Origin of the sequence: Bacillus sp. HMSC036E02 (assembly GCF_001836235.1) — a bacterium.
Lineage (GTDB): Bacteria > Bacillota > Bacilli > Bacillales > Bacillaceae_G > Bacillus_A > Bacillus_A cereus.
In genome coordinates this window covers 72,757-97,639 of the sequence record NZ_KV827831.1, presented here as the reverse complement: position 1 = coordinate 97,639, position 24,883 = coordinate 72,757, and the positions used below count along the sequence as shown (strand labels likewise).

Below are 24,883 nucleotides of genomic sequence, written 5' to 3'. Positions count from 1 at the left end.
ACACCTTTAAAAAAATATCCCTCTTCTATTTCTCTTCCGGATAATCACAATACTCGATAATCGTTCCTTCAGTATCCGCTGGGTTAAGATAAATTAACCTTCTACCGTGCTTATTAATGCGTAGTGTATGCTCTAATGTCCGAATACCTTGTTCTTTTAACTCTTCTAGAGCCACATCTAAATCATCGACACGATACGCAACATGATGTACACCTTTACCTTTTTGTTTTATAAATCGGGCAATTGGTGAAGTGGTGTTATTTGTCGGCGCAAGTAATTCAATTCTATCTCCATCCACTTCAAGAATGGCTACTTCGCTTTCTACACCTGGTGCCTCACTTACGTAACGATCTATTAATTCTCCTGATAGAACCTGTTCATAAAAACGTATGGTACTATCTATATCACGAACTGCGATTCCGATATGATCAATTGTTTTTTTCATTTTATTTCCCCTACTACTTTATTTTTTCTCATTATTAATAGTAACAAAAAAAGTTATAGAAACAAGTTCTATAACTTTTTTATTTAACCTATTTTCTTATCCGCTCTAGTTGCTGGTTGAACTTGATTTTTTGCTTTTACAACGCTAATGCCATATCCGATAAATCCACCGATAATCGCTGGGAAGATCCAGCCTAATCCTACTTCCTGCATCGGAAGGAATTTAGTGAACACTTGGCTTACTACTTCAATGTTAACTCCAGCTGCACTTAATCCATCGAATAAGCTGATGATAAATGTTACGATTAAGCTCACTTGATAAACTTCAGCTCTTCCTTTGAATAATGAATGGAAGAATGTTAAGAAAATCAATACGATTGCTAGTGGATAAATTGCTGTTAATACTGGAACAGAAACTGCGATTAACTGTGTTAATCCTACGTTTGCAACAATTGCACTAAATACACATAGCGTGATTGCAATTGCTTTGTAAGGAACATTTGGGAATAACTTATGGAAGAATGAAGAACATGCTGATACAAGTCCCACACTAGTTGTTAAACAAGCTACTGTAATCATTAATCCTAATAATACTCCGCCATATGATCCGAAATAGTAGTTAGAAACTTTCGCTAATACTTCTCCGCCGTTTTCTAAATGTCCAAGCTTTGCAACACTTGAAGCACCCATATAAGAAAGAGCTGTATAGATAATTGCTAAAATAGATGCTGCAATTATTGTCGCTTTTGCACAAACGACCATAATTTGTGTTTTCGTTTTCGCACCTTTTTCTTTAATAGCATTGATGATGATAATCCCGAATACGAATGATGCAAGCGTATCCATCGTTAAGTATCCTTCTTGGAATCCTTTAAAGAATGCATGTGATGTATAAGCTTCCACTGGTGCTTGCATATCTCCAATCGGATGTATAAAAGCAACGATTACTAAAATACCGATGAAAGTCAACTTAATTGGCGTTAAAATTTTTCCAACAATATCGACAATTTTCGCGGGATTTAGCGAAAAAAAACAAGTGATGCTAAAGAATATAATTGTGAAAAGAATTAAAGGTGTAGAACCTACTCCCTCTGGCATAAACGGCTTAAGACCAATTTCATAAGATACATTTCCTGTTCTCGGTATTGCAAATAATGGACCGATCGCTAAGTATAAAACTGTTGTAAATACAATCCCGAACACTGGGTGAGCACGACTTGCTAATGACTGTAAATCATCTTTACCTGAAAAACCAAATGCTAGTACACCTAGTAATGGTAATCCAACACCAGTTACTAAAAATCCAGCGTTAGCAATCCATACATTCTCTCCTGCTGATTGACCAAGCATCGCTGGGAAAATTAAATTTCCTGCTCCAAAAAATAGTGCAAATAACATTAATCCAATAACTACTATGAACGAAAACGGTACTTTATTCGCCATAATATAACCCCCATTCAAATTTCCTTATCTCATTTTCCAATTTTAACTAATTGAATTTTCTGAATATTTAATTTAAGTATCAACTATTCTTGAACTCATTATAGTTTGCTATATAATATTTTGCAATACTATTTTCGAACTTTTCTTTTATTTTATAAATATACATTTTTTAACATGAAAAATAGACTAAAAAACCAACACGGTCATCCATGTTGGTTTTTCCATTTACTATCATAAATTAAAATTTCGCTGCTACTTTTTTAACGTTTTCTAGACCTTCTTCAACAATTTGTTGTGAACGATCTGGATATTGATTGTGTCCTTCAATTACAACTGTCTCTGGATTTGTAATTCCCCAGAATCCAAGTACAGTTGTTACGTAATTAACTGCCATTTCCATAGGAGCCATTTGTTCTGAAGAGTAATCTGAACCACGAGCACCTAACACAACTACTTTCTTACCACCAACTAAACCTTCTGGGCCATTTGCTGTATATTTAAACGTTTTTCCAGCTTGAGATAAGTATGAAATATATGTGATTAATGGTGCTGGTACTGTAAAGTTCCATAATGGGAATGCAAATACAACCTTATCAGCTTCTAAAAACTGATTTAAATATTGATCTACTGTAGCAACTGCCTTCTCCTCTTCAGCTGTTAACTCCATACCTTGGCTACGTTTATATCCACCTGAAATCGCGATATTTCCGTAATAAGGAAGATCTAATGCAAATAAATCTAATTCCGTAATTTCTGTATTTGGATTTGCTTCTTTATAAGTACTTACAAATGTTTCATACATTTTTGAACTAACTGCTTGCTCCGCTGGACGATCGTTTGCTTTTACAAATAATACTTTTGACATTTTTTTATTCCCCTCTACATTCTTATTTTCTTCTTTTTTACCAAATAATGAGCTAAATAGTCCCATTTTCTTCACCTAATCTTTCTTTTCATATTCATTATTCATCATCATAAAAATTCTTATTCTAAGAAAAAGTTCCAATAGATACCTTAAGTTACGCCATTGTAACTTTTTGTTATTTAATTACCTTATGTAAGTGATTGTAATATAGCCACTTACTTTAGTCAAGTAACTTTTAATAAAAAATAAAATCTCGACTTAAAAATATTAAGCGAGATACAATTGAACACCAAATACATCTTTATTACTTGTATAATAAACTTAGAGAGGAAAATTCATATATAGAAAGGATTTATTCATGAGCACTATAGAAAAGATTCAAACTTTTATTATTCTTTTTGCTGTTACATGCGGCATCGTACTCGGACAATTTAATATGATACATTCGTATTCAGACAAATTTATTGTCCCCTTCTTATTTTTCATGCTATATGGATTATTCCTCAGCATTCCATTAAAAGAAATAAAAAACGGATTTCGCAATTTAAAATTTGCTGGAACAAGTCTTACTATTAACTTCTTATGGACACCTTTACTCGCTTGGGGGTTAGGAGCACTATTTCTTTCCGATCATCCAGCACTTTGGGTTGGATTTATAATGTTAATGGTTACTCCATGTACAGATTGGTACTTAATCTTTACTGAAATAGCGAAAGGTAATGTAGCACTTTCTACTACAATTTTACCTGTAAATTTAATTTTGCAAGTACTGCTCCTTCCCATTTATTTATTTTTATTTGCTGGTGTCATGAAAACTGTAGCGATTTCTGTTTTAGTAGAAAGTATTGTTATCGTAATCGTCTTACCATTTATACTTGCACACGCTACAAAGTTCATTATGAATAAAATGAAAAAAGCTGAAACTCTCGAGAATAAACTCATTCCGTTTTTCAGCTCTGCTCAAATTGTATTTTTAAGTTTAGCAATAGTAGCGATGTTTGCATCACAAGGTAAATATTTACTACAAAATATGAATGTTGTTTTATTATTACTCGTTCCTGTTCTATTGTTCTTCATCATTAATTTTTTACTAGGACAATTTATCGGGCACATGATGCATTTATCTTACAAAGATACAGTAAGTCTAAGCTTAACAACGTTAGCAAGAAACTCACCTGTTGCACTCGCTATCGCTGTAACCGCTTTTCCAGACGAACCTCTTATCGCACTTGCACTCGTTATTGGACCATTGATTGAGTTACCGGTACTAGCTTGTGTGTCACAAGTTTTGTTGCTTATTAAGAAAAAACGGCAATACGCATAATAAAAAACGTCCCATTTTGGGACGTTTTTTATTATGGAAAGATTACATACAACACTTATTTCTTATTTATCATTACAAATGAAATTACCGAAACTACAAACATAATAATACCAATTATAATAAAGTGAAACTTTAATCATTGGGGGTTTTGTTCATCCCCCAATGATTATTAGCCCTCACCACTCCCGCATTAACAGATCCTTTCTAATTAAAAATGATAGGAAACGTAAATATAACGAAAGCTGCCCAAAGTCCGTATATTGGCAAATACTTCGTAACGGCATCTTGGATAGCTTTTGGTCCTGATTTGTTTTGCAAGAAACGCATATAGGAAAACATAATCCAAATGAGATTTGCCCAAATCAGTACATTTACTCCTAAAACAGCAAGTCTATTAGGCGTAATCCCGTAAGAAGAAAGTCTGAATACTATGGCTGACAATGCGACAGTGTCAATAATAAGTGCCAGAACAATTAAGGAAAAATTTATATAATCTGAAATGTTCTTTTTCTCGTCCGAGTCACTTTCAACGATAGAAAATATGGTAACAGCCAATACACCAAGGAGTATTCCGTTGAAAGCCATTAGGAAATTGCGATCCAAGAACGGATTTTTCCCCACCCAAATTACCGTTATAAGATAGATAAGCAACGTGATCAGGACGAGAGGACTAAAAATTTTAGATATGTATGGTGTAATATTTTTAGCAAGCTTAAGATTCATTGATACTAAGTATGCAGCCACAATAGCGAGAGCCGCTGCTCCAAATAAAACAACATTACTAAAATAGAATTCTCCTATATCTAAGTCAACAAAGCTAAATAAACGCATGGTGAATATTGCTAGTATCATTCCGCTCACTGCCATGCTCCCGTAGAGAAGACAATATTCTAAATTAAATTTAATATAGGCTAATCTTGTACTGCCTTTTGAATATTCATTTCCTGTAAATGCAAGCCCTACTAAGACCCATAAAAATATAGGAAGATGTAAATAAGCAAGTATCGTACTGTCTTTATAATTTATTGGCAATGTATTAAGATACACCCCGGAAACTAGGAATAACGCTATAAGGGAATAAATAATACTTTTTTTCGGCTTATTATTGTAAACAAAATAAGCAGCAATAAAGGGAATTACACCAAAAGCCAAGTTTATTGGAGCAATTGCTTCCTGCTCAACAAAGTGGAAAATGATCCTGGTGCTTATGCCGGCCAAAATAGCTAAAAGGCCCATGAATAAGAAACCTTTTTGAAACAAAGATGTTTTTTCTTTATTTACTTTCTCCTTGAAATGCAACCTTTCATACCAAGCACCTAGAACCTGGGAATCAGGGTTTTGGTCCCATGCTTGTGAGAATGCTTTTTTAAAAGCTTTCGGATCTTTTCTATACATCTTCTCCAACTCATGGGGGTTATCCATATGTTTAACAATCAAATTGTTAATATTCATAGTTATACCTCCTCTAATTTTAAAAATAAGGTTGTTACCTTTTAACAAAAGCACCTCACTCATTTATTATGATTTTAATACAAAATTTATCGTTTTACAATAAAAAATTATTATTTAAAGGATTTTTTTTATTGTTAAATTTTATATAAAAGAAAAAACAAAAGAGCATGACAGTTTTATGTCATGCTCTTTTAACAAATTAATTCTCAAATACAAAATTAATCTTATTATCTTTCCACTCTAATTTCGCATCAAACGTTTTCTCGCCCTTTTTAAAGCCTTTAATTAAATCAGTCTTTTCACCTTTTAAGAGCTTTGTCATATTCTTTTGCGAAATTGTTTTACTTAATATCTTCTTTGAAATGGTGAAATCACATTGCGTTGTATTATAGTTAGAACAACCGTAAAACGTTGATTTATCAATTACATCGCCATCACATTTTTTACAGCTACCAACCTTTTTACCCGTTGTAAATTTCGATCCTTTTCGTTCAATCGATTCAACATGTAGTCCCGTGAAATCCCACTTCTCAGACATTTCCACTGCGTCTTCAATAATTTTAGCTGATAGCTTTTTCGTCTGTTCCATAAAAGTTGCTGGTGAAGCTGTACCTTCACCAATTTCCGCAAGACGCTGTTCCCATTTCGCAGTCATTTCCGGTGAAGCTAGTATTTTGTCACCAATTGCGGTAATTAATACTTTTCCTTTATCAGTCGCATACACTTGGTTTTTCTTTACATCTATATATTTACGGTCTTTCAGCATCGTAATAATACCCGCGCGGGTCGCTTCCGTACCTAAACCTTCTGTTTTCTTCAATACCTTCTCTAGCTCTTCATTCTCTAAATACTTACCGGCTGTTTTCATTAACGTAATAAGTTGTCCTTCTGTATAACGCTTCGGTGGCTGTGTTTTTCCTTCTTTCACTTTCACCTTTACAACTTTTCCTTCTTCACCTTCAGCTACAATTGGAAGAATGGTTTCGTCATCTTTATCGTCTTGGAAAATAACTTTACGCCAACCTTCTTGAATTTGCTGTTTTCCTTTTGAAATGAATTCAGCACGTTCATCTACAAGCGTTACAATCGTTGTATAGTCAAAGATTGCAACTTCATAATGAGCTGCAATAAGCCTTCTTACGATCATATCGTATATTTTCTTTTCATCACCTGATAATCTGCTTGGGTTTGTAACTTGCTCTGTCGGAATAATTGCGTAGTGATCTGTTACTTTCTTTTCATTCACATAACGCTTATTGTTCATAATGGATTCAATTGGTGCCGGTAATAAGCCTTTATATTCATCAAACTGACTTAACTTCTGTAAAATATCAGGGAAAGTCGCTGCTTCTCCTTGAGTAACATAGTTAGAATCTGAACGTGGATAAGAAACAATCCCTTTTTGATAGAGTGCTTGCGTTATATCAAGCGTCTTTTTCGGTGAAAACTTAAAGGCTTTATTTGCCGTTGCTTGCAGTGATGATAAGTTGAATAAAAGCGGCGGCTGAAACTCTTTACGCTCCGTTTTCATTTCCTTCACAACAGCCGGTTTCCCTTGGCAAAATGCCGCAATTTTATTCGCCATATCAGGGTCTTTTAAGCGGGATTCATTATCCTTCTCCCATTTCCCGTCATATTTCTTTCCTTCTATATTAAAGGTTGCAAACACTTCCCAGAAAGGCTCTGACTTAAAGTTTTCAATTTCTTTTTCACGCTTTACAATCAATGCTAACGTTGGTGTTTGGACACGACCAGCAGAAAATACATCATTCATTCCTTTTTTCTTTAACAAAATACTAAACACACGTGATGCATTCATGCCAACAACCCAGTCAGCACAAGATCTCGTGTATGCTTCGTAATACGTATTAATTGTATCTGATTCATCAAGTAAATTTTTAAACCCTTGATAAATAGCTTGCTTCGTTAAAGACGAAATCCATAGACGCTTCATAGGCTTTTGCACGTTACAAAGATTAATAATATTTCGTACGATTAGTTCCCCTTCACGCCCAGCATCGCCTGCGTGAATAATTTCTGTTACCTGTGGATTATGTAACAGCTGTTTCACAACGTTAAATTGCTTATACTTTGACTTTGTTACTTCAAATTGAAAACGCTCTGGAATCATCGGTAATGTATTAAGTGACCATTTTTTCCACTCTGCGTGATAATGCTCTGGATTACATAACTGCGTCAAATGACCAATTGCCCATGTACAGTACGCTCCATTTGGAAATAACTCATTCGCTTCTACCTCTAAATATCCATCTTTCCGGCGATATTTAAACTGTGAAACAAGAGCCAACCCTTGATCTGGTTTCTCGGCAATAATTAATTTCATTTTATAACTCCCTATCTGTATTCCAGTGTTACTTTCATTGTCTATATGTTTAGAAGCGATGATAAAACAACAATCTTATTTATCATTCGCGGTTTGTCTCGCAAATGGGAGACCTATAATATTATACGCTTATTCTTTATGGCTTCACAATAGAAACTCATAATATAACAATTTCTTTCACATGCTTACAATTAAAAAAGACGCCCTAAAAAATCAAGCGTTCCTTTGCTTACATCTATGAAATTGTGCAGATAATATGCAGATATAAATTATCATAAGTACACATATGATGAAATGAACGATAGGACAAGGAGGTATCATAATGTTTGCTTATACGTTAACTACCTTAACACTTTGCTGTACCTCAATTCTTATTGTATCCAATATTTCTAAACGTAAGGGTACCCTAATGGAGTATATGGTATTTATTATGTCTTTTAGTATGAGTATCGGTTTAAGTATTGGTTTTTATTTAGGCATTCTCTTTAAGGGGGAATTACTATATTCTACTTTACTTGCTATTTTAATTAGTGGTTTTATCGGTTTTTTAGTGGGTCTACGTTTTCACCTATATACTGCTTTAGAAGGAATGTTCTCTGGATTAATGGCAAGTATGATGGGAGCAATGATTACAGAAATGTTAAACGCTCAACAAGCTCATAGTATATTGTTCATTAGCCTTTTACTTACTATAACGATTACTATGTCCTGTGTGATTCAATTGTTATCGGAGAACTTTTCTACTTTTATCCAACGTCGTTTTTTGTTATTCCTTTCAATTAGTGTAGTAATTATCGTTGCCGTATTCGCGACATTCCCAGATCATACTCCTGCACCTTCACCTGGGCATAATCAACATATACATTAGTACTTGCAACAAAAATGAATAAGCAGCTATCCATAGGATAACTGCTTCCTATTATTCTGGCTTATTAGGAATGTTTTGGTTTGGAACATAGTCAGATTTATAATCTGTATAGTTCACTTCCGTTACCATCCCTGCTGAAGCATGATGTAGGTCGTGACAGTGGAACATCCACTCACCGGGATTGTCTGCTACAAAGGCTACTTCATATTCTTCTCCTGGTTTTAAGTTCAATGTATCTTTTACAATTGGAGAACCTTCTATCGGTTTTCCATCTTTACTCAACACCTGGAAGAAGTGACCATGTAAATGCATTGGGTGATCATCCATTTTAGAACGATTTACCAATTTCACTTTTACTAAATCACCCTTTTTTACTTGAATTGGGTCAATATCCGGAAATACCTTTCCGTTAATTGTATATACCATTTCATTTTCATTCATTTGCGTATTTAAGTCCATATTATATGTGGCAGTATACTCTTGATTTAACGTGAAACTACCTAATTTTTTAGCACCATATTTCGTCATATCTAATTTCGCTAATTTTCCCTTTTCATCTGCTTTATCTTTCATCTCTTTGCTGCCATCATACTCAATAACAGCTTTCATTCCTTTTGCACCTTTATTTTTTGAATGGTCCTCAACATACCACTTCCCAGGATTATTAGCAGTAAATTCAATATCATAACGTTCACCCGGTGCGATTGAAATTACTTTATCCTTTATAACTTTTGGATTGTTTATTGGTTGACCATCTGTCGCAATTACTTTTATATCATGACCGTGAACATGTATATCATGTGATAGATAACCAGCATTAACAAGTCGAAGACGAACTTTATCTCCCTTATTCACTTTCAATGGCACTACTAAATCACCGCTTTTTCCATTGATTGTGAATAAATCATACATACTCATATCATGACCTTCCATCTTCATATTTCCATGGTCCATTCCTGCCATATTGCCAGAGTCTTTTTGATCACTGCCCATGTCCATACCAGAATGATCCATGCCGTTCTTATCATCATTCTTTTTCGTATTTTCATCACCTTTAGATTTATTACCTATTTGCCCTTTTGTCATTTCTTTTAACTGCTTTTTAATTTCTTCTTTATCTGTAACCCATTCATCCAACAGTAATGTGTAATCTTTATCATATTTTTCCTTTGTATCCTCTACAATGAGCGCTCCATACAAACCTCTATCTAATTGATTTACAGAATCTTGATGCGAGTGATACCAGTACGTTCCTGGTACGTTCGCTTCAAATTCGTAAGTGAAACTTTTTCCTGGTTCAACTGCATCTTGTGTCACGCCCGGAATTCCATCCATGTTATTTGGGACAGGATATCCATGCCAATGAATAGATACTGGTGCAGATAATTCATTTTTTAATGTCACTTTCACCTTTTCACCTTTTTTCACTCGAATTTCTGGACCAGGAGATGAGCCATTAAATGTCCAGACTGGAACAATAACACCGTTACTTAATTTTTGCTTTTCTTCTTTCGCTATTAAAGTAACTTCTGGCCCTTTTTCAACCTTCAATGGTTTTGTAGCTGTTTCAGTCTGTAGTGTTTTGTTATCATTCATATTTTTATGATCATTTGTTGTATTTGTCGTCACAGAACAGGCAGCAATTAAAAATATTACAGAGACAGTAACGGCTGCTAATACAACTCGCTTCATGGACAATCCCTCCTTATTCTTTTTCAAAATCATTATAGAAGTTGATTTTCAAGAAAATAAGGAGATGTAATTAGCTCTTACGTAAGCTAATTGGAAAATTACTAAAAGCGGAGACATTACAAGAGACGAATATTTTAGTAATACAAAATGCTTTCCTTGTAGCGACTATATTAGCCGTTCTCGTATTTGTTTTGACGTTATTTCTTAAGAAACAATAACACTGCTATTATTAAATAAGAAAAATGCAGCTAAAATGCTCTTCACAAAAGAACTTAGATTTCTGTATAATAAGAACTAATGTTCCTCACAGACAATGGACTCAAATTACACAAATATATCAAATAGAAGAGGATTGATATACGATGAAAATTGATAGACCAAAAATTTCACCAGAGTTATCTTCAAAGAATTTTCAAGATATTTTTTATGAAGAAGATCCAACATTGGAAGTGTGTGAAATTATAGACTCCACTTTCGAAAATGAATCTGTAGATAGAGTGCGGTTATATGATGCGGTGATAAAAAACTGTAAGTTTACTAATACAGACTTTAGCAATATTGATATTACAGATGTTTGTTTTGAAAACTGTGATTTATCAAATGTTAATTTAAGTAATTCTTCTGTTCACAGAGTCGAATTTAAAAACAGTAAATTAATCGGAGTAAATTTCACAGGATCTAGCTTAGGAAATGTTAAATTTGAGAATTCAATTTTGAATTTAGCGGCATTTGGAAATTCTAAACTAGAAAAAATCATCTTCAATGAAACTTCATTAAATAATGCAGATTTTTTTGACTGTAAACTTAAAAAAGTTGAATTCCAATTATGTAGTCTTGATGAAGCTAATTTTGATCAGACATCACTGAAGGGGATAGATATTAGTTCTTCTACCTTTGATACACTTACAGTTTCAGTGAACGATTTAAGAGGATGTAAAGTATCGACATATCAAGCTGTTCAGTTTGCTACTTTATTAGGATTAATAATTAAAGATTAGTATTTCGAAGAAAAGAACCCTATCCCGAATCATGGATTTTTTAATTGTCCACGATTCGAGATAAAGTTCAAATAAATTAGTGATGACTCTTTTATTATTTAACTACAGCTTGGTTTCCTTTTACATGTTCATTATTTACACTCATAAATTCTTCAATTTCTTCAACTTCCCTAATGATATCTTTTGACAAGTTTTCATACCCGTCTTTCGTTACAAGAATGTCATCTTCAATACGAATTCCAATTGATTCTCCTTCAATATAAAGACCAGGTTCAATTGTTATAACCATACCTTCTTCTAACACTCTATCTTTATATGTTCCTACATCATGTGTATCTAAACCAAGGAAATGGCTGACACCATGATAATAGTATTTTGATAACTCTTCATCTTCTTGAATTAAACCAATTGCTTTACACTCTTCTGCCAGTACCTTTTTTGTATGCTCATTTAATGCAGCGAACTTTAATCCTGGCTTAATAATCTCTGTTGTTTCTTTTAATGCTTTTAATACAATATTATAAATTTGTTTTTGGCGACTAGAGAATGTTCCATTTGCCGGGAATGTATAACTAATATCAGCGTTATAGTAGTCTTTTTGAGCACCTAAATCTAGTAATACTAAGTCACCATTTTGAATTTGTGCATCATTATCTTCATAATGAAGAACTGTAGCATTTTTCCCACTCGCCAAAATTGTATTGAACGCATGGTACTTAATGCCAGATGACTTCAGTGTAAAATCAAATTGTGCTTCTAATTCATACTCCATCATGCCTGCTTTTGCATGCTTAAGTACGTTGTAAATACCGTCTTTCGTTATAGCAATCGCTTCTTTAATAATTTCAATTTCTTCCTCTGTTTTAAATACTCGTAATTCACAAATGTTCGGATATACATTACCAATTGTTACGTGTGGGTATTTTTCTCTTACATGTTTAGCAAATGCTAATGTTTTTGTCTCCGTACCATTCCAATCACGACGTTCTATATCTAAATATAGATGCTTCGCATTTTCTGTAAAAAGTATATTTGACATTGTCTTTTCAAAGCTATCTAAATATACAACTTTCTTTATACCTGAAATTTTCTCTGCTTCTTCGTTAGAAACTGTTTTACCGACCCATTTTTCCATTACTGGATCTGACTTTTCAATGAAAAGTGTTTCTTCAACACTACTTCCAACCTTTTTCAGCATAAAAATAACATTTGGTTCATCGATTCCCGTTAAGTAGTAAAAATTACGATTCGGTACAAATTTATAATGTGCATCAGCTGACATATGCGGTGCTTGTCCCGCAAATAAAATCGTAATAGATCCCTCTGGTAATGTGTTTGCTAATCGTTCTCTATTTTGAGCAAAAAATGTTGATTTCATGATAATCCCCCTAGCGTTCTATGTATGATTAAAAAACTAATGATCTAATCAATTCATTTTATTATTGTTACAATTTTTCGTCAATTAATAGTACTCATAGAAAAAGGAAAATCCCCCCTTACTAGTGCCCATCTAATCTACATTATGCATACCACTCCACAATTTCTTGACATTTATTCCATATACTTAAAATCTCATATATAGGAAAGGAGCCACAACTTTGAAACATTATGTAGCAACAGGGTTAGCAATTACTTCCTTATTCATAATTACTGGATGTTCTAGCAACACCGAAACAGCACCCGTGAAGAAAGAAACGGTGCAATCTGAGTCAAAAAATATAGAAACAGCAAATACGAGTCCGCAAGACTTCTATAAAGAAATTACATCTGGAAAAATCGAGCACATTCACGGAATTGGCTATGCAGGAAATATATCTGGGGTTTCTATCGCCACTCATAGCGGGATAAAAGTTTATCAAGATGGAAAATGGCTTGAAACTAAGACTGGATTACATGATTATATGGGGTTTCAGGCAACGAAGAACGGGTTCTTTGCCAGCGGTCATCCTGAACCAGGAGCAGATTTAAAAAATCCTTTAGGATTAATGAAAAGTTCTGATAGCGGTAATACACTTGAAAAGCTAGCGTTTTACGGAGAATCTGATTTTCATAACCTTGCTGTCGGATATAATACAGAAGCAATTTATTTATACAATGAGCGTCCAAATTCTAAATTACAACAAGGTTTTTATTTCAGTACGAACAACGGACAAGATTGGGAAAATAGTAAGTTAAAAGGTCTTTCAAGTACGATTCATTCCTTTTCCGTACATCCGAATCAATCTAGTGTAGTCGCAGTAAGTGCCAAAGACGGTGTTTACTTATCTACAGATTACGGAAATACGTTTGAAATATTCGCTAAATCACTTGAATCGACCGCAATTACATTAAGTAATGAAGATGTTATTTACGCGCCTATCAATAAGCAAATCGTAACGAAGAAATCAATTGCTACAAATGAGGAGACAAACATACAAATTCCACCTTTAGATCCTAAAGATACAATTATGTATATATCACAAAACCCTCAAAATTCAGCTGAAATTGTATTTGCTACAATGAAAGCAAATGTGTTCCTTTCTACGGATGAGGGTAAAACATGGAAGCAGCTTACTAAAGAAGGAACATTCCAAATTAATTAGAAGGGTGAATATAACGTGTTTTCAATAATTAGTGAATGGAGCTATCAACTCATGTCTCCTTTAATAGATGTCGCGAATGCTACGAAATCAGTACCTCTTTTATTTGCGTTTTTATTAGGCATTGTAGGTACACTTGCTCCTTGCCAATTAACAGGAAACATTAGCGCTATTACACTTTATGGAAATCAATCTTTACAAAAGGGACATACCTGGAAACATATACTGTTATTCATTTTAGGAAAAGTAATAGCTTTTACGACACTTGGACTTTTAGTCTGGTTATTAGGAAAAGAAATTCAACAAACATTAACTTTGTATTTCCCATGGTTACGCAAACTGATCGGACCTTTATTAATAATAATAGGTCTAATATTATCAGATATTATAAGAGGAAGAAATTTCTTCTCTACCCTTTTCCCTATTAAATTTATTCGAAAACAAAATGAAGTCAGCTCATTTTTACTTGGTTTTTTCTTTTCTTTAGCTTTCTGTCCGACTATGTTTGTGCTATTTTTCGGAACGTTACTCCCTTTATCTTTACCCTATAATTACGGGTACTTGTTTCCTACATTCTTTTCGATAGGAACTGCTCTGCCTATCGTCGTATTAATGTCCATCATCTCCTATCTAGGATTAAATGGGGCACTACTTAAAAAGAGCCGAAAAATAGGAAAAAACATTCAACGTATAGCCGGTGTTCTCCTTATTTTAATCGGACTTTATGATACTGCTCTATATTGGTAATACATACAAAAAGGTAAGTTCAATTCATTTGAACTTACCTTTTTTAAAAATTATATTTAACTCTTCTACATGTCCTTTTGCTTCATCTCCCACTTTTTATACAGTAGTACTGCACCAAATAAAAATACTCCCGCAACAAATGAAGCTACTGGTAACATTTTTATCATTTCATCAGGAAATACGAGTGGTAATAATGGAAATGCATACGCTGCTGGAATACGTACTCCAACGATTTTTAATAAAATAACCATTAATATCATATTTAATAACGTGACTACAATCCATGAATCAATTGCAAAATACAATAAAGTTCCAACAGTTGCCGATGCAGTTAATACTAATATTTGTTTAAAAGCCATTTTTTCATTATACATCGGCTTTTGAAGTGATTCATACACAACAACTAATATTGGTGGAATAACTGCTAATTGTTCATAACCAGTTATCCAGCATAAACTGATCCATACGAAATTTAGTATTAGAAATACAGTCATATATTTATACTGTATTTGCACTTTTCGCTCAATACCGTTGTTCAATTTAAATATAAGAACACCTATCATTAAAATAAATGTTAAAGCAAATACCGCGATAACAAATGACCATTCCGTCGCATTTGTTACTAACGGTAATAAACCTGTCGCAATGGATGGTGCTAAATTGGATTGAATAACACATAAAAACAACATCATTAATATAAGTGTTAAGCTAACTTTTCCTATATAGGAAATATCCATTTGATTCACTGCAAAACCAATAACAGCTGTTATTGACGGTGCAATAAAGATTTTTTCTGGTTGTCTTAACCATCCTGGCTCACGATACGCCCATAAAGCAATTGCCATCGCTGCTATTTCCGGCAAAATGACTTCCGGATCATTTAATAACACACCAGCTGTTACCATAGCTAAAATAAATAAAATAGCAATCGTATATGAGATGATTGTTTCTTTCTTTGAAATTACTGCATTCATTATTGCATACTCCTTTTTACTTATTACTTTCATAATGTAAAACAACAACTCTTTATACCCTACCATAGTATTGTATATTAGCATCTTTTCTATTTCAAGTATTAGTATTCATTTACATCCTCTCTCATCCATACACATACAAAACAAAGCATTTTATAGACATTGACACTTATTAAAAGATAGGTTACAATAACTATACATTAGTAAGTAGCTAATGTAATTAAATCTAACTAGAGGTGAAACAAATGAAAAACATTTTATTCCGTATTAACGAATTGTCAAAAAAAGAAAAAGCGAATGGATTAACAGTTGATGAAAAACAAGAACAACAAATGTTGCGCCAAAACTATACACAAACATTTCGTGGAAGCTTAGATTCCATTTTATTAAACACAAAAATTGTTGATCAAAATGGTCTTAACGTTACACCTGCTGCATTACAAGATGCTCAAATACGTTTAAAATTAAGCAAATGAGTTCCGCGCTAAAGAATTCTAATAAAACATAAAAAGAGCTGGATTTCCTATATAGAAATTCCAGCTCTTTTTATTGTCTTTTTTAATTTAGTAAACGAGCGATACATCGCAATTCTCCACGACACAATCATCGCAAATGCAAGTAAGAAAAACATACCGCTTAACTCTGCCAAATCAATTGATTGGCTTAAATATGACTTTAATGCCACGCGTACAGCTAATAAGCCTACTAAAATAAATATGAATGCTTTTGACGGTTTCATAAATATATGTTCGCCTTTTATTTCGAACTTAGTTGTTTTAATAAGAAAAATAGAAAAGATAAGCCCTATACTAATTGCCTCAACTATTTCTAACGATGTTAATCGAAACTCTGGTAAAAAGTACATCGTTGCGCCTGTACTCATAAAAATTGGCGGCAATATAATTTTCTTTTTCGTTACCGGTTTTTTCGCTGCTTTAAAGCGCAGAAACATGACACCAACAGCCATACAAACCGCTAAAATACTTGATAAAAGTGCTATCATACTCTTCCCACTCCTATCTACTTAAAAGACTTTTTGAGCAAAATCATAAACCAAACGAGCCCGACACTTATAATAACATGACCTAATCCAGCCATATGGCTTAAACCATAAAAGTCAGTTCCATTTACTTGTAGAAGACCTCTCCATAGCATTGTAGCAATAGTAAAGATTACTCCTACATTATAAACAACAAACCATGCACAAAAGCTCTTTGTTTCTTGTACATGAAACACTTTACATAAGGCTAAAGCAATTAAAAAGAATACAAAACCGAGCACTAATACATGTGTATGCACTAATTGCAACATTGTGGATCCTTTAATTCCTTGTGCTTTCGAATACTCTCTTGCAAATACACCTGATAATAAACCAATAATTAAGTAAATAAATGCCGCATTATATAATTTCTTCATTCTATTCCTCCTGTTGTAAACTTTCTATATTCGCTGCAATTATTTTAAGCAAAGTTTATGAACGGAGTATGAACAAAATATTACATTCAATTTTTGAAAATAAAAAAGCCATTCCACAAATAATAATTGTAGAATGGCTTTTCAATTTATTTTAAATCTTCTATTGAGAAAGCACCTGGCAGTAACTGCTCAACAGTCACTTCTTTTTCATCACCTTTTACATTCGTTAATAATACAGGCATTTTCGGATCACAGAATTCAGCAATTACTTGTCTACACGCACCACATGGTGAAATCGGTCCATCAGTTTCTCCTGTAATAACTAAGTAACTAAAATCGCGCTCACCTTCTGATACTGCTTTAAATATTGCTGTTCTTTCTGCACAGTTACATAAACCGTAAGAAGCATTTTCTATATTACAACCAGTATAGATTTTCCCTTCTTTCGTAACTAACGCTGCGCCAACAGGAAATTTAGAATACGGAATATACGCTTTCGATAACATCTTGTTTGCTTCTTCAATATATTTTTTCTTACCCATATTATTTCCCCCTCAAAGTAAACGAAATGATGATTAGTCAGTAATAACTGTATGAACTAATTTAGGAGCCACTGCTGTTTCAGCGATAGAGATGTTCTCATAAATTTTTGCTTTTACATCTTCTACATTTTCACGATTTGCGTAGATTGTTACGAATGGCTCGCCTTCTTTTACTGCATCGCCAACTTTTTTACGTAACATTAATCCTACTGCTAAATCGATTTCATCTTCCTTCGTTGCACGACCTGCACCAAGTAACATAGCTGCAATACCAATCTCATCTGCAACAATGTTAGAAATAACACCTGAAGTTTTTGCAGGTACATCAATTACATACTTCGCCTGTGGCATTTTTTCTGGATTGTCTACAATTGAGCTATCTCCGCCTTGATTGCTTAAGAACTCTTTAAACTTCTCAGTTGCTTTTCCGTTTTTCATCACTTCAATTAGCATTTCACGAGCTTCTTCTAACGTATTTGCTTTTTTCGCAAGTACGACCATTTGGCTACCTAATACAAGTACTAATTCTGTTAAATCTTCTGGACCTTCACCTTTTAACGTATCAATCGCTTCTTTTACTTCTAGAGCGTTACCAATCGCAAAACCAAGCGGTTGTGACATGTCTGAAATAACAGCCATAGTTTGACGTCCTACATTATTTCCGATACGTACCATTGCATGTGCTAATTCTTTTGCATCTTCTTCTGTTTTCATAAATGCACCAGCACCTGTTTTTACATCAAGTACGATTGCGTCAGCACCTGCTGCAATTTTTTTACTCATAATTGAACTTGCAATGAGAGGAATTGAGTTAACCGTTCCTGTTACATCGCGTAATGCATAAATCTTTTTATCTGCAGGTGTTAAGTTTCCTGTTTGTCCAATAACAGCTACTTTGTCACGGTTTACAATATCAATGAACTGCTCTTTCGTAATTTCAACGTGGAATCCTTCTACCGCTTCTAATTTATCAATTGTTCCGCCTGTATGTCCTAAACCACGACCAGACATTTTTGCTACTGGTACATCTAAAGCAGCTACTAATGGTCCTAATACTAATGTTGTCGTATCACCAACACCGCCAGTTGAATGTTTATCTACTTTAATTCCTTCAATTGCTGACAAGTCGATCGTTTCACCAGACTCAACCATCGCCATCGTTAAATCTGCACGTTCGCGATCTGTCATATCTTTAAAGAAGATTGCCATTGCAAGCGCACTCACTTGATAATCAGGAATACTTCCGTCTGTATATCCATTAATAAAGAATTTGATTTCTTCAGTCGTTAATTCTTTGCCGTCACGTTTTTTTGCAATAATATCTACCATTCTCATTACAATCACCATTCCTTTTTATATGATACGAATCTATTAAAATAATAAGCCAACGATTGTTGCTGATAAGAAACTTACTAATGTTGCACCGAATAGTAATTTCAAACCAAATCTTGCGACTACATTCCCTTGCTTTTCATTTAAGCTCTTAACCGCCCCTGCAATAATCCCAATTGAAGAGAAGTTTGCAAATGAAACTAAGAATACAGATATAATCGCTGTCGTTCTATCTGAGAAATTAAAGTTTCCTTGTGCTAAATCTGTCATAGCGACAAATTCATTCGATACTAATTTTGTTGCCATAATATTTCCGGCATTAACTGCTTCATGCCAAGGTACACCCATAATAAATGCAAATGGTGCAAATACATAACCAAGAATTTCTTGGAATGAAATACCGATTACACCTTTAAATACTGCATTAATGAATGCGATAAGAGCAACGAAACCGACTAACATAGCTGCTACTGTAATCGCAACTTTAAATCCATCAATAATGTATTCCCCTAATACTTCAAAGAAAGTCTTTTTCTCTTCTTCTTGTACTTCTAACATATCTTCTTCCTCAGTAACTTCATACGGGTTAATGATAGAAGCAATGATGAAGCCACCGAATAAGTTAAGCACTAAAGCGGTTACAACATATTGCGGTTTTAATAACACCATATATGATCCGACGATAGACATTGAAACGGTAGACATTGCAGATGCACATAATGTATACATTCTTTTCTCTGGCAATAACCCTAATTGTTTCTTAACTGAAATAAACACTTCAGATTGTCCTAAAATCGCAGAAGCAACTGCATTATATGATTCTAGTTTCCCCATTCCATTTACTTTACTTAATGCTAGACCGATAGATTTCACAATAATAGGTAATACTTTAATGTGTTGCAAAATACCTATTAAAGCTGATATAAATACGATTGGCATTAATACACTTAAAAAGAACGAAAACTCTTTTTGATTTACTAATCCACCAAATACGAAATTCACACCATCAGCGGCATATTTTAATAACTCTCCAAAACCATCTGCTATTCCGCTAATTAATATATTCCCTACACTTGTATTTAATAATAAAAACCCCAAAATAAATTGTAATATAACCATCGTTATGATTGGGCGATATTTGACTTTCTTTCTATTATTACTAGCAAGCCAAGCGATACCTAAAATCAATACGAGGCCAAAAATACCAATTAAGTATTTCATAAGCCGTCTCCTCCCATTCGTATCCGCTTACATTTTTTTCAATTATTAAAGCAATAGATACACTTTACTTTGTGTATCTATTGCTCTTCACTTCATTAATGATTAGTAGTTATCTGTAGCACCTTTTGCATCATTTAATACGATTGCAACACTAGCACTTGCTCCAACGCGAGAAGCTCCAGCAGCTACCATTTTGTCTGCATCTTCACGTGTACGAACACCGCCAGATGCTTTTACACCAACGTTTGGTCCTACTGTTTTACGCATTAATGCGATATCTTCAGCAGTTGCTCCGCCAGTTGAGAATCCAGTTGAAGTTTTTACGAAGTCAGCACCAGCTTTTACTGATAATTCACAAGCGCGTACTTTCTCTTCATCTGTTAATAGGCAAGTTTCAATGATTACTTTTACAAGAGCTTTTCCTTTTGCTGCTTGTACTACTTCATAAATGTCTTTTTCAACAAGTTCGTTGTCACCATCTTTTAAAGCGCCTACGTTGATTACCATATCAACTTCAGTTGCACCTTTTGCAATAGCATCTTTTGTTTCAAATGCTTTTGTTTCAGTCGTGCTTGCTCCTAATGGGAAACCGATTACAGTACAAACGTCTACATCATGTCCAGCTAGTTCATCAGCCGCTAATTTTACCCATGTTGGGTTAATACAAACAGAAGCGAATTTATATTCCTTTGCTTCTTCGATTACTTTCATAACATCTTCTTTAGTAGTATTAGCTTTTAAAATTGTATGGTCAATTAACTTTGCAATGTTCATTATCTTCACTCCTCATATCTTTTAACAACTTCATTCTAACTCTTAGTTGAACAAATGTAAATACACTTTTGAAATTTTGTTCATTCTTTTTTAAAAGGAATTTTCTTGTAGTAAATAAAGCGCATTCTAACAAAGAACATTTCAAATATATAATCAAAATTTTTATGTTAACAATGGTAGTATGTATCTCCATATCCATAATTATTTTTAAAAAGGCAATTTGTGTTCAAAAAAACTCCTATCATTCATACATAACAAAATAAAAGGCGTTCTCAAAATTAACATCTTGAGAACGCCTTTTATTTCTAATCTTTTTGATAATGTAACAATTCTTTTGCTGTATGCTGATCGATAATTAATACATTTGCATACCCGCCACGTAACGCACCATCAATTGCTTTGATTTTTCTATTACCACCTGCAACTAAAATAGAGCGTTTCTTTAATTTCAGTTCTTCTAACTCAATTCCAATGGTCCGCTTATTAATTTCTTCACTACTAATATTTCCGTCCCCATCAAAGAATCGTGAACAAATGTCACCGACCGATTGTTTTTTGAGTAAACTCGTTTCATCCTTATCGAAATAACCTAATCGGAATAATAGCGCTTCGTCTCGCACTGTTCCTACAGTGAAAATTGCAATATTCGCTTGTTTCCCCATTTCGATAATGTGATGAATATGTCGATCCTGCTCTACTAATTCTTTTGTCACTGCATTATCAAATATAACTGGAAGGGGGAGATTTCTTGGCGTCGTTTGAAAAGCATCTGCAAATAAAGCGATTGTTTCATTCGCATATGTATTTACACTCGAATGACTAATACCACCTTTTAACTGAACAACCTCTACCCCTTTTACATGTTGCGGTACGATTTTTCTAGCGATTTCATACATCGTCATTCCCCAGCTTACACCAACAATATCACCGTTTTTAACCGTCTTTTCCATATACTCAGCTGCATATTTGCTAATATACTCTGTAATCGTTGCATATTCCGGAACTGGAGAAAATACAACATGTGCCTCTAATAAGTTATACTTTTCTTTCAGTAAATTCCCGACGTTATCTAAATCCGCAAATGGATCAGCGATGCTAATTTGAACAAACCCTTTTTCTTTCGCGTACTTTAACAATCTAGAAATTGTTGGTCTTGAAATATTTAATTTGTTAGCAATTTCTTGCTGACTATAATCTGATTGATAATATAATCTTGCAACTTCAACGCTTAATTGTTGTTTATCTTTTTCCATAGTAACTCATTACAAATCCCTTCCTGTATTTCCCTTTCGTTACAAGCATTATACAGCTTTATGTAAAAAAATTCGACTACCGAATTTTATCTATCTGAACTTCTACTACACTTAATATATAATGAAAACTTATTGTGTAGATTTACAAACTCAATATAGATACGCTTGAAACATGTAAATCAATTAACATTTAATTCACATTTTTTCTGTAGTAACGATAACAAAGCCGTTCAATAAGAAACATGAAACATCATCTAAAAACTATTCAAATACCCCTTATAAACAGAAGTTACTATTTATAAGGGGTATTTACACAATTTAATTTTATAAAAATTGGATGGAAACAATGCAAGTTCTCACTTATTTAGAATAAGTGAAAAGATGATGTTTTATTTGTTCAATAAAATAATGATGGTGTATATTATCGTTAGATACTCGACTTGCCATAATAGCCCCCTCCATTGAAGAGGCAAGAAAGGAAGCGAGTGATATAACCTCTATATCTTCTTTAAATTCTTGTTTCTCTATTCCTTCTTTTATGAGAGAAGCCATTAACATTACTGTATCATCATAACCTTTTGCTGCTGCTTTTTGTAATTCTGGAAATACTCCAGTACTTTCAATGGCACTATTAAGTAATGGACAGCCTCCAGCAATAGGAGGATTATTAGCTGCATCTTGATATACAAGGAAAATTGCAAGGATTTTATCAATTGCTGTCTTTTTATTTTCCATTGCTTTATGAAAATGACTCCACATAATCTCACCACTTTTGTCGTAGGCAGCAAGGACAATTTCTTCTTTACTTTTGAATCTACGATAAATAGATCCTTTAGGTAGTTCAGTAGCTGTCATTATATCCTGGATGGATGTGCGAGTTATCCCATTAGTATTAAATAAATATAAAGATGTTTCAATAATTTTTTCTTTAACCTTATCAACTTTAGTCATGCTTTGTAATCCTCCTAATGAAAACGATCCTAATATTCTAGGTAATGTTTACCCTCTATTTTCTTAATTTTTTTGTAAGTATAAATAAGTTTGGAACAGAAATATCTTATCAATCCCTATCTTATGGAAACCTCAAAGAATACGGTTTGAAAAGAAGTTAATCAAATTGTATTACCTACATAAATTAAGTGAATCTTCTGTCAAAACGACATGACCAATTGTTTAGTTCAGTCATATTATACAACTAATTTTATCTAAAATCGTAGAGGTGTAAAAATATATAGTTAATTTTAATGTATAGACATATGATTATTATATATAATTTTTATTAATATGTTTAGCTAAAGTGTTTGAACTACTCCCACTTTCACTTCATTCTATAAAAGATTAACCATTAATGATTACTGGAATTAAATTGTAACAAAGCAACTGAAATATAAATATATTTGCTTTTTTCCATTTTGATTTTGTTAATACTTTATAAAAAGGGTTTAAAAAACTAGAAACTTGTAGTATCATTAGATTTCGATTCGGACCGAACCGTCCGGTTTATAATCTTATATAAATATATTTAGAAGGAGAGCGTTATGCAGAAAGAAAAATCAAAAATTATAGGTAATTTAATTATGGGGGCAATACAGTGAACTTTATAAAAATGAATAAAAAAGAAATCATTCTGCTAATAATCTTTACACTGTTTGTACCATTTCAAATTGGCTTGTACATACTATTTGGCATATCACTTTTAGCTAATGTCAATTTAGTTGAATCAGAATTTGTTCTTAGTGCCATCGGTTTTACTGTACCTGCTATTGTAGGAATCATTTGCTTTAGGAAAGAAATTATTGAAAGTTTTACTTATTTTAAAGAGAAGACAATTTTGAAAATAGTAAGTATTCCTATGGTAGTTTTATTTACGTTAATTGTGGAACAGTGTGTTATGTATTTTCTAGCAACTGGTCAACCAGAGAACCAAGAGCAGCTCCTTGAAACGGGTGCAGAGGTACCGCTTGTATTTACATTGCTTGTATTTGGTATTCTGGGTCCAATACTTGAAGAAATTGTGTTTCGCCACATATTAATAAATCGTTTTTCTTACCATATTGGTACTGCTATTGCATCTATCATTTCGATTATGATTTTTACACTTCTTCATACGAACCAACTTTCAGATATTGCTATTTATTTACCTGGATCGTTGATACTTACTGCGGCTTATCTTATTTCTAAAAGATCCATTGCATATGTTATAGCGATACATATGTTAAACAATTGCCTTGCTTTCATTCTGTAAGAAACTAGACTTGTTTCTGATGCCAAAAATATTCTATGTTTCTATCAAGCATTTTTGGCACCAGAACTACTTTTTCTATGACATAAGAAAGCTAATCAAAAATTATAAAATATTAGGAGAGTGTCAGTCATGATTGTAACAACAACTTCTGGAATTCAAGGTAAAGAGATTATTGAGTATATTGATATTGTAAATGGTGAAGCTATTATGGGTGCAAATATTGTCCGCGATTTATTCGCTTCCGTTCGTGATGTTGTCGGTGGCCGTGTTGGTGCTTACGAAAGTAAACTAAAAGACGCTCGTGATATTGCAATGGGCGAAATGAAAGAACTTGCAAAAGAAAAAGGTGCGAACGCTATCGTTGGTATTG

At 33.5% G+C, this 24,883-nt stretch carries 24 protein-coding genes; 8 read left to right on the top strand and 16 right to left on the bottom strand.

Going from position 1 to position 24,883, the window contains the following annotated elements:
- Positions 1 to 25: 25 nt before the first annotated feature.
- The 3 genes from HMPREF2590_RS09825 to HMPREF2590_RS09815 form a co-directional block, all read right to left on the bottom strand.
- Positions 26 to 445, bottom strand: coding sequence for a VOC family protein (locus tag HMPREF2590_RS09825; protein ID WP_000750855.1), 420 nt, complete (start codon positions 443 to 445; stop codon positions 26 to 28).
- Between the two features lie 83 nt (positions 446 to 528).
- On the bottom strand, positions 529 to 1,887 hold the full coding sequence (brnQ, locus tag HMPREF2590_RS09820; protein ID WP_001284785.1) for a branched-chain amino acid transport system II carrier protein: 1,359 nt from the start codon (positions 1,885 to 1,887) through the stop codon (positions 529 to 531).
- A 238-nt stretch (positions 1,888 to 2,125) separates the two neighbouring features.
- On the bottom strand, positions 2,126 to 2,818 hold the full coding sequence (locus HMPREF2590_RS09815) for an FMN-dependent NADH-azoreductase (RefSeq protein WP_000522502.1): 693 nt from the start codon (positions 2,816 to 2,818) through the stop codon (positions 2,126 to 2,128).
- A gap of 292 nt (positions 2,819 to 3,110) precedes the next feature.
- Between HMPREF2590_RS09815 and HMPREF2590_RS09810 the strand changes: the two genes are divergently transcribed.
- Positions 3,111 to 4,076 carry an arsenic resistance protein gene (locus tag HMPREF2590_RS09810; RefSeq protein WP_050821768.1) on the top strand — a complete coding sequence of 322 codons (966 nt, stop codon included), beginning with the start codon at positions 3,111 to 3,113 and terminating at the stop codon, positions 4,074 to 4,076.
- A 204-nt stretch (positions 4,077 to 4,280) separates the two neighbouring features.
- Here the strand turns inward: HMPREF2590_RS09810 and HMPREF2590_RS09805 are convergent, their stop codons facing one another.
- Both HMPREF2590_RS09805 and topB read right to left on the bottom strand, forming a co-directional pair.
- Complete coding sequence (locus HMPREF2590_RS09805; protein ID WP_001024714.1) at positions 4,281 to 5,528, bottom strand: DUF4153 domain-containing protein; 1,248 nt, start codon at positions 5,526 to 5,528, stop codon at positions 4,281 to 4,283.
- 199 nt (positions 5,529 to 5,727) lie between these two features.
- Entirely contained in the window at positions 5,728 to 7,872 is a 2,145-nt protein-coding gene (topB, locus tag HMPREF2590_RS09800; RefSeq protein WP_000766766.1) for a DNA topoisomerase III, read from the bottom strand.
- A 322-nt stretch (positions 7,873 to 8,194) separates the two neighbouring features.
- Here topB and HMPREF2590_RS09795 point away from each other — a divergent pair, with 322 nt between their 5' ends.
- Complete coding sequence (locus tag HMPREF2590_RS09795) at positions 8,195 to 8,740, top strand: hypothetical protein (protein ID WP_000458545.1); 546 nt, start codon at positions 8,195 to 8,197, stop codon at positions 8,738 to 8,740.
- Positions 8,741 to 8,791: 51 nt separating this feature from the next.
- On the opposite strand, the gene HMPREF2590_RS09790 is transcribed toward HMPREF2590_RS09795, so the two are convergent.
- On the bottom strand, positions 8,792 to 10,432 hold the full coding sequence (locus tag HMPREF2590_RS09790; RefSeq protein WP_030025079.1) for a multicopper oxidase family protein: 1,641 nt from the start codon (positions 10,430 to 10,432) through the stop codon (positions 8,792 to 8,794).
- 362 nt (positions 10,433 to 10,794) lie between these two features.
- On the opposite strand from HMPREF2590_RS09790, the gene HMPREF2590_RS09785 reads away from it, so the two are divergent.
- A complete protein-coding gene (locus HMPREF2590_RS09785; RefSeq protein ID WP_000687273.1) occupies positions 10,795 to 11,430 on the top strand; it encodes a pentapeptide repeat-containing protein in 636 nt (211 codons plus the stop codon).
- Positions 11,431 to 11,524: 94 nt separating this feature from the next.
- On the opposite strand, the gene HMPREF2590_RS09780 is transcribed toward HMPREF2590_RS09785, so the two are convergent.
- Complete coding sequence (locus HMPREF2590_RS09780; protein WP_000842970.1) at positions 11,525 to 12,808, bottom strand: aminopeptidase P family protein; 1,284 nt, start codon at positions 12,806 to 12,808, stop codon at positions 11,525 to 11,527.
- Positions 12,809 to 13,028: 220 nt separating this feature from the next.
- Between HMPREF2590_RS09780 and HMPREF2590_RS09775 the strand changes: the two genes are divergently transcribed.
- Both HMPREF2590_RS09775 and HMPREF2590_RS09770 read left to right on the top strand, forming a co-directional pair.
- Positions 13,029 to 14,012 (top strand): F510_1955 family glycosylhydrolase, encoded by a 984-nt coding sequence (locus HMPREF2590_RS09775; RefSeq protein WP_000683836.1) that lies wholly within the window; start codon positions 13,029 to 13,031, stop codon positions 14,010 to 14,012.
- A gap of 15 nt (positions 14,013 to 14,027) precedes the next feature.
- A complete protein-coding gene (locus HMPREF2590_RS09770; RefSeq protein WP_002061125.1) occupies positions 14,028 to 14,756 on the top strand; it encodes an urease accessory protein UreH domain-containing protein in 729 nt (242 codons plus the stop codon).
- Positions 14,757 to 14,821: 65 nt separating this feature from the next.
- Here the strand turns inward: HMPREF2590_RS09770 and HMPREF2590_RS09765 are convergent, their stop codons facing one another.
- The gene (locus HMPREF2590_RS09765) at positions 14,822 to 15,730 is read right to left on the bottom strand and encodes an HPP family protein (RefSeq protein ID WP_000994720.1); all 909 of its coding nucleotides are present in this window, start codon (positions 15,728 to 15,730) and stop codon (positions 14,822 to 14,824) included.
- Between the two features lie 245 nt (positions 15,731 to 15,975).
- Between HMPREF2590_RS09765 and HMPREF2590_RS09760 the strand changes: the two genes are divergently transcribed.
- On the top strand, positions 15,976 to 16,206 hold the full coding sequence (locus tag HMPREF2590_RS09760) for a DUF896 domain-containing protein (RefSeq protein WP_000789773.1): 231 nt from the start codon (positions 15,976 to 15,978) through the stop codon (positions 16,204 to 16,206).
- A gap of 47 nt (positions 16,207 to 16,253) precedes the next feature.
- Here HMPREF2590_RS09760 and HMPREF2590_RS09755 read toward each other — a convergent pair whose 3' ends face one another.
- The 8 genes from HMPREF2590_RS09755 to HMPREF2590_RS09720 form a co-directional block, all read right to left on the bottom strand.
- Complete coding sequence (locus tag HMPREF2590_RS09755; protein WP_000561046.1) at positions 16,254 to 16,733, bottom strand: CcdC family protein; 480 nt, start codon at positions 16,731 to 16,733, stop codon at positions 16,254 to 16,256.
- A 17-nt stretch (positions 16,734 to 16,750) separates the two neighbouring features.
- Positions 16,751 to 17,146: a DUF2871 domain-containing protein gene (locus HMPREF2590_RS09750; RefSeq protein ID WP_000737863.1), complete on the bottom strand. Its 396-nt coding sequence runs from the start codon at positions 17,144 to 17,146 to the stop codon at positions 16,751 to 16,753.
- Between the two features lie 146 nt (positions 17,147 to 17,292).
- A complete protein-coding gene (locus HMPREF2590_RS09745; RefSeq protein ID WP_000516778.1) occupies positions 17,293 to 17,688 on the bottom strand; it encodes a cytidine deaminase in 396 nt (131 codons plus the stop codon).
- Positions 17,689 to 17,721: 33 nt separating this feature from the next.
- Positions 17,722 to 19,023, bottom strand: coding sequence for a pyrimidine-nucleoside phosphorylase (locus HMPREF2590_RS09740; protein WP_001983022.1), 1,302 nt, complete (start codon positions 19,021 to 19,023; stop codon positions 17,722 to 17,724).
- A gap of 36 nt (positions 19,024 to 19,059) precedes the next feature.
- Positions 19,060 to 20,241, bottom strand: a complete 1,182-nt coding sequence (locus tag HMPREF2590_RS09735; RefSeq protein WP_000876173.1) for a NupC/NupG family nucleoside CNT transporter — start codon at positions 20,239 to 20,241, stop codon at positions 19,060 to 19,062.
- 102 nt (positions 20,242 to 20,343) lie between these two features.
- The gene (gene deoC / locus HMPREF2590_RS09730; protein ID WP_001017441.1) at positions 20,344 to 21,015 is read right to left on the bottom strand and encodes a deoxyribose-phosphate aldolase; all 672 of its coding nucleotides are present in this window, start codon (positions 21,013 to 21,015) and stop codon (positions 20,344 to 20,346) included.
- A gap of 305 nt (positions 21,016 to 21,320) precedes the next feature.
- The gene (locus HMPREF2590_RS09725; RefSeq protein ID WP_000409782.1) at positions 21,321 to 22,268 is read right to left on the bottom strand and encodes a sugar-binding transcriptional regulator; all 948 of its coding nucleotides are present in this window, start codon (positions 22,266 to 22,268) and stop codon (positions 21,321 to 21,323) included.
- A 360-nt stretch (positions 22,269 to 22,628) separates the two neighbouring features.
- The gene (locus HMPREF2590_RS09720; protein ID WP_000169648.1) at positions 22,629 to 23,219 is read right to left on the bottom strand and encodes a TetR/AcrR family transcriptional regulator; all 591 of its coding nucleotides are present in this window, start codon (positions 23,217 to 23,219) and stop codon (positions 22,629 to 22,631) included.
- Between the two features lie 640 nt (positions 23,220 to 23,859).
- Here HMPREF2590_RS09720 and HMPREF2590_RS09715 point away from each other — a divergent pair.
- The gene (locus HMPREF2590_RS09715; protein ID WP_050821767.1) at positions 23,860 to 24,513 is read left to right on the top strand and encodes a CPBP family intramembrane glutamic endopeptidase; all 654 of its coding nucleotides are present in this window, start codon (positions 23,860 to 23,862) and stop codon (positions 24,511 to 24,513) included.
- Positions 24,514 to 24,642: 129 nt separating this feature from the next.
- Positions 24,643 to 24,883, top strand: a 241-nt coding sequence (locus HMPREF2590_RS09710) for a heavy metal-binding domain-containing protein (protein WP_070861392.1), incomplete at its 3' end; no start/stop codon positions are given.

Excerpts from the sequence above, each read along its gene's own strand:
- topB (WP_000766766.1), bottom strand. The coding sequence starts at position 7,872 with ATGAAATTAATTATTGCCGAGAAACCAGATCAAGGGTTGGCTCTTGTT.
- HMPREF2590_RS09720 (WP_000169648.1), bottom strand. The coding sequence starts at position 23,219 with ATGACTAAAGTTGATAAGGTTAAAGAAAAAATTATTGAAACATCTTTA.
- brnQ (WP_001284785.1), bottom strand. The coding sequence starts at position 1,887 with ATGGCGAATAAAGTACCGTTTTCGTTCATAGTAGTTATTGGATTAATG.
- HMPREF2590_RS09760 (WP_000789773.1), top strand. The coding sequence starts at position 15,976 with ATGAAAAACATTTTATTCCGTATTAACGAATTGTCAAAAAAAGAAAAA.
- HMPREF2590_RS09755 (WP_000561046.1), bottom strand. The coding sequence starts at position 16,733 with ATGATAGCACTTTTATCAAGTATTTTAGCGGTTTGTATGGCTGTTGGT.
- HMPREF2590_RS09765 (WP_000994720.1), bottom strand. The coding sequence starts at position 15,730 with ATGAATGCAGTAATTTCAAAGAAAGAAACAATCATCTCATATACGATT.
- HMPREF2590_RS09785 (WP_000687273.1), top strand. The coding sequence starts at position 10,795 with ATGAAAATTGATAGACCAAAAATTTCACCAGAGTTATCTTCAAAGAAT.
- HMPREF2590_RS09795 (WP_000458545.1), top strand. The coding sequence starts at position 8,195 with ATGTTTGCTTATACGTTAACTACCTTAACACTTTGCTGTACCTCAATT.
- HMPREF2590_RS09780 (WP_000842970.1), bottom strand. The coding sequence starts at position 12,808 with ATGAAATCAACATTTTTTGCTCAAAATAGAGAACGATTAGCAAACACA.
- deoC (WP_001017441.1), bottom strand. The coding sequence starts at position 21,015 with ATGAACATTGCAAAGTTAATTGACCATACAATTTTAAAAGCTAATACT.
- HMPREF2590_RS09740 (WP_001983022.1), bottom strand. The coding sequence starts at position 19,023 with ATGAGAATGGTAGATATTATTGCAAAAAAACGTGACGGCAAAGAATTA.
- HMPREF2590_RS09745 (WP_000516778.1), bottom strand. The coding sequence starts at position 17,688 with ATGGGTAAGAAAAAATATATTGAAGAAGCAAACAAGATGTTATCGAAA.
- HMPREF2590_RS09735 (WP_000876173.1), bottom strand. The coding sequence starts at position 20,241 with ATGAAATACTTAATTGGTATTTTTGGCCTCGTATTGATTTTAGGTATC.
- HMPREF2590_RS09810 (WP_050821768.1), top strand. The coding sequence starts at position 3,111 with ATGAGCACTATAGAAAAGATTCAAACTTTTATTATTCTTTTTGCTGTT.
- HMPREF2590_RS09750 (WP_000737863.1), bottom strand. The coding sequence starts at position 17,146 with ATGAAGAAATTATATAATGCGGCATTTATTTACTTAATTATTGGTTTA.
- HMPREF2590_RS09805 (WP_001024714.1), bottom strand. The coding sequence starts at position 5,528 with ATGAATATTAACAATTTGATTGTTAAACATATGGATAACCCCCATGAG.
- HMPREF2590_RS09725 (WP_000409782.1), bottom strand. The coding sequence starts at position 22,268 with ATGGAAAAAGATAAACAACAATTAAGCGTTGAAGTTGCAAGATTATAT.
- HMPREF2590_RS09790 (WP_030025079.1), bottom strand. The coding sequence starts at position 10,432 with ATGAAGCGAGTTGTATTAGCAGCCGTTACTGTCTCTGTAATATTTTTA.
- HMPREF2590_RS09825 (WP_000750855.1), bottom strand. The coding sequence starts at position 445 with ATGAAAAAAACAATTGATCATATCGGAATCGCAGTTCGTGATATAGAT.
- HMPREF2590_RS09815 (WP_000522502.1), bottom strand. The coding sequence starts at position 2,818 with ATGGGACTATTTAGCTCATTATTTGGTAAAAAAGAAGAAAATAAGAAT.